This is a genomic window from Pseudomonas mandelii, assembly GCF_024138395.1.
GTDB classification, from domain to species: domain Bacteria; phylum Pseudomonadota; class Gammaproteobacteria; order Pseudomonadales; family Pseudomonadaceae; genus Aquipseudomonas; species Aquipseudomonas mandelii_E.
The window spans coordinates 1-4,013 of the sequence record NZ_JAMYDU010000052.1 but is presented as its reverse complement, the minus strand read 5'-3'; the positions used below and the strand labels follow the sequence as shown (position 1 = coordinate 4,013).

At 56.1% G+C, this 4,013-nt stretch carries 3 protein-coding genes; all 3 read left to right on the top strand.

The genetic code is table 11. The annotated features are described in order from the left end of the window. Positions 1–166 precede the first annotated feature (166 nt). Genes NHU87_RS28250 through NHU87_RS28240 form a run of 3 tightly spaced genes read left to right on the top strand, consistent with a single transcriptional unit; the run spans position 167 to position 3,732 of the window. Positions 167–826 (top strand): paraquat-inducible protein A, encoded by a 660-nt coding sequence (locus NHU87_RS28250; protein ID WP_253555134.1) that lies wholly within the window; start codon positions 167–169, stop codon positions 824–826. Further along, positions 813–1,436 (top strand): paraquat-inducible protein A, encoded by a 624-nt coding sequence (locus NHU87_RS28245; RefSeq protein WP_253555131.1) that lies wholly within the window; start codon positions 813–815, stop codon positions 1,434–1,436. The genes NHU87_RS28250 and NHU87_RS28245 overlap by 14 nt, the downstream gene beginning before the upstream one ends. After that, the gene (locus NHU87_RS28240) at positions 1,429–3,732 is read left to right on the top strand and encodes a PqiB family protein (protein WP_253555129.1); all 2,304 of its coding nucleotides are present in this window, start codon (positions 1,429–1,431) and stop codon (positions 3,730–3,732) included. The genes NHU87_RS28245 and NHU87_RS28240 overlap by 8 nt, the downstream gene beginning before the upstream one ends. Positions 3,733–4,013 lie beyond the last annotated feature (281 nt).

Here is a 4,013-nt window from a genome sequence, read left to right as displayed (position 1 = left end):
GTAGGTCATCGTCAAGATCAAATTCCGAAACCCCTATCTGCATCTGCAGGTAGGGGTTTTGTTTTGTCCGCAGGAAAAGAGCACTCTTGCGACAATACAAAATTGCACAGTTATTTTCGAGTCAGGACACTAGAATAGGTCCAACTTTTTTGGAGCCAGAGCCTTTATGCCCGATCCGGTTGACGCCCCAGGGCTGTCAGATTTACCGCTGGACGACTTGGTAGCGTGTCATGAGTGCGACTTGCTAATGCGTAAGCCTGAGCTTGCTCATGGTGAGAAAGCCATCTGTGTACGCTGCGGTTATGAGCTGTATGCCCATCGACACAATGTCGTGCAGCGCAGTCTCGCCTTGGTCATTGCCGCACTGTTGCTGTATATACCTGCGAACTTTTTACCCATCATGCAGCTCCATCTACTCGGACAGTCGTCGCACGATACTGTCTGGAGTGGCGTTGTCGGTCTGTTCGATACCGGTATGCGAGGCGTAGCGGCAGTGGTATTCCTTTGCAGCATGGGGATTCCTCTGCTCAAGCTGCTTTGCCAACTGTTCGTGTTGCTGAGTATTCGCTTCGATATCGGACGCAGTTATGGCCTGCTGCTCTACCGCATTTATCACCATCTACGGGACTGGGGGATGCTCGAGGTTTACCTCATGGGCGTACTGGTTGCGATCGTCAAATTGGCCGATATGGCGGCGATTACCGTGGGTCTTGGTCTGGCGTGCTTCATCAGTTTGTTGTTGGTTCAGGTCTGGCTGGAAGTAGTGATGTCACCGCACCAGATCTGGCAGGCTCTATCAGGAGAAGATGCCCATGCGGGCGATTGATGCAGGCATTCTGATTTGTACTGAATGCCACGAGTTGAACAAGCAGGAAGCCGATACCGACGAGCAAGTTTGCACCCGCTGCGGTGCGCTGGTTCATGCCCGTCGCCCGGATAGCCTGATGCGTACCTGGGCGTTGTTGATCACAGGTGCGATTCTCTACATTCCGGCTAACGTGCTGCCGATCATGACTGTTAACTCCTTGGGCCAAGGCGACCCGAGCACCATCATGTCCGGCGTGATCCAACTGGTTCAGCACGGCATGATTCCGATCGCCGCCGTGGTTTTTATCGCTAGCATCCTGGTACCCACGTTCAAGCTGGTGGGCATCGCCTTGCTGCTTTTTTCGGTGCAGCGTCGTCAGCCACTCTCGGCACGCCAGCGCATTCTGATGTACCGCTTTATCGAGTTCATCGGCCGCTGGTCGATGCTGGATATCTTTGTGATCGCCATCCTGGTGGCGGTTGTGAATTTTGGACGGCTTGCCAGCATCGAAGCCAATCTTGGCGCCATCGCCTTCGCCAGTGTGGTGATTCTGACGATGCTTGCCGCAGTAACTTTCGATCCCCGACTGATTTGGGATAACACGGAGTCGGACGACGACCATGACTGATTTGCCTAAAGCGAAAACCCGACCGGCCTCGAACTGGTCAGCCATTTGGGTATTGCCCCTGATCGCATTGATCATCGGCGGCTGGCTCGGCTGGCGTGCCTACAGCGAGACGGGCATCGAGATTCAGGTGCGCTTCGAAAGCGGTGAAGGCATTCAGGCCAACAAGACCGAAGTCGTCTACAAAGGCATGTCGGTCGGTAAGGTGAAAGCCCTCAAACTCGATGACGAAGGCAGCTCCAAAGGAGTGATCGCTACCATCGAAATGAACAAAGACGTGGAGCAATACCTCAGGACCAGCACGCGTTTTTGGCTGGTCAAACCGAGCGTGAGCCTGGCCGGTATCACGGGACTGGAGACGCTGGTCTCGGGTAACTACGTGGCTGTCAGCCCGGGTGAAGGCGAGCCGACCCGCAAGTTCAAGGCCTTGGCCCAGGAGCCTCCGCTATCGGACGCCCAACCTGGCCTGCACCTAACCATCAAGGCTGATCGCCTCGGCTCGCTGAATCGCGGCAGCCCGGTGTTCTACAAGCAGATTCAGGTCGGTCAGATCAAAAGCTACGTGCTGTCCGCAGACCAGAGCACTGTCGAACTCAAAGTCTTCATCGAGCCGACCTACGCCAGCCTTGTGCGTAAACACACGCGTTTCTGGAATGCCAGCGGCATCAGTATCGACGCCAACCTTTCTGGTGTGAAAGTGCGTAGCGAGTCCCTGGCCAGCATTGTCGCCGGTGGTATTGCGTTCGCCACTCCGGAAAATCGCAAGGACAGCCCACCCACCGATCCAAGCCTGCCGTTCCGTCTCTATGAGGATTTCGATGCAGCCGCAGCGGGTATTCGGGTCAAGGTCAAACTCAGCGATTTCGAAGGCCTGCAGGCCGGTCGTACGCCGGTAATGTACAAAGGCATCCAGGTCGGTAACCTGAAAACGCTCAAGGTTGACCCGGACCTGTCCAGTGCCAGCGCCGAGTTGACTCTCGACCCACTGGCCGAGGATTACCTGGTCACTGGCACCCAGTTCTGGGTGGTAAAACCATCGATTTCGCTCGCCGGTATTACGGGGCTGGAAGCGCTGGTCAAAGGTAACTACATCGCCGTGCGCCCTGGCGACAAGGGTGGTGCACCGCAGCGTGAATTCGAAGCAAGGCCCAAGGCGCCGCCACTGGATCTGCGTTCGCCAGGCCTGCACTTGGTGTTGTTCACCGACAACCTTGGTTCTCTGGAAGTCGGCAGTCCGATTCTCTACAAACAGGTCAAGGTCGGTTCGGTTCAGAGCTATCAATTCTCCCGTACCAAAAAGCAGCTGGTGATCGGGGTGCATATCGAGAAGGAATACGAAGGGCTGGTCAATGCTTCGACGCGTTTCTGGAATGCCAGCGGCATTACGCTCACTGGTGGGTTGACCGGCGGCATTCAGGTCAAAAGTGAGTCGCTGCAGAGCCTGATGGCCGGTGGCATCGCCTTCGAAACCCCGGAAGCCAAGGCGCCGTTGCAAAAGCGTATTCCACGTTTCCGCCTGCATGCCAACCATGATGAGGCAACGCAGAAAGGCACTATGGTGACGATCAAGGTCGATCGCGCCGATGGCCTGCGCAGTGGCACGCCAGTTCGATTCAAAGGCCTGGACGTTGGCAAGATTGAGGATGTCGACCTCAGCGATGACTTGCAATCAGTACTGCTGACCGCGCGAATCACAGAAGTGCCGGAGCGTATCGCTCGGGTCGGTAGTCAGTTCTGGGTGGTCAAACCTGAACTCGGCCTGATTAAAACCTCGAACCTCGAAACGTTGGTCACCGGGCAATACATCGAAGTGCAACCGGCGCCGAAGAACCTCGGCCCGCAGAAGACTTTCGAGGCCTTGACCAATCCTCCGGAAATCGCCAAGGAAGAGGCTGGTTTAAGCCTGGTGTTGAGCGCTGCTCGTCGGGGTTCGCTGAAGGCCGGCGTTCCCGTCACCTATCGCGAAATCACCGTAGGCAAGGTGACCGGCTATGAACTGGGCCAGACGGCTGATCGAGTGTTGGTGCACATCCTGATCGAACCGAAATACGCGCCGCTGGTGCGCAGTGGCACGCGGTTCTGGAACACCAGCGGTTTTGGTTTTGATTACGGCTTGTTCAAAGGCGCGACAATACGCACTGAATCGCTGGAGACGCTGGTTCAGGGCGGCATTGCTTTTGCCACGCCGGATGGCGACCGCATGGGTGTCCCGGCGCGGCCCGAGCAAACATTCCCGCTGTTCGATCAGTTCGAAGATGAGTGGCTGACCTGGGCGCCGAAGATCGCAATCGGCAAGTAGTCTCTCGACGTCTGTGATGCCGCCTTCGCGGGCAAGCCCGCTCCCACAGGGATCTGCGTCGTACACAAATATTGTGTACGCCACCAAATACTGTGGGAGCGGGCTTGCCCGCGAAGGGGCCGTCAAGTTCACTGAAAGCTTCAAGAATGTACCATCAATAAAAAAGGCCGAGATCCATTGGATCGCGGCCTTTTTTGTTGGCTTTGTCTCGTCCTGAATAAGGTTTACACCTTCTGACTTCTTATCAGGAAGGTGCAATGGATACGGGCGCAAAACGCAGT

Excerpts from the sequence above, each read along its gene's own strand:
- NHU87_RS28240 (WP_253555129.1), top strand. The coding sequence starts at position 1,429 with ATGACTGATTTGCCTAAAGCGAAAACCCGACCGGCCTCGAACTGGTCA.
- NHU87_RS28250 (WP_253555134.1), top strand. The coding sequence starts at position 167 with ATGCCCGATCCGGTTGACGCCCCAGGGCTGTCAGATTTACCGCTGGAC.
- NHU87_RS28245 (WP_253555131.1), top strand. The coding sequence starts at position 813 with ATGCGGGCGATTGATGCAGGCATTCTGATTTGTACTGAATGCCACGAG.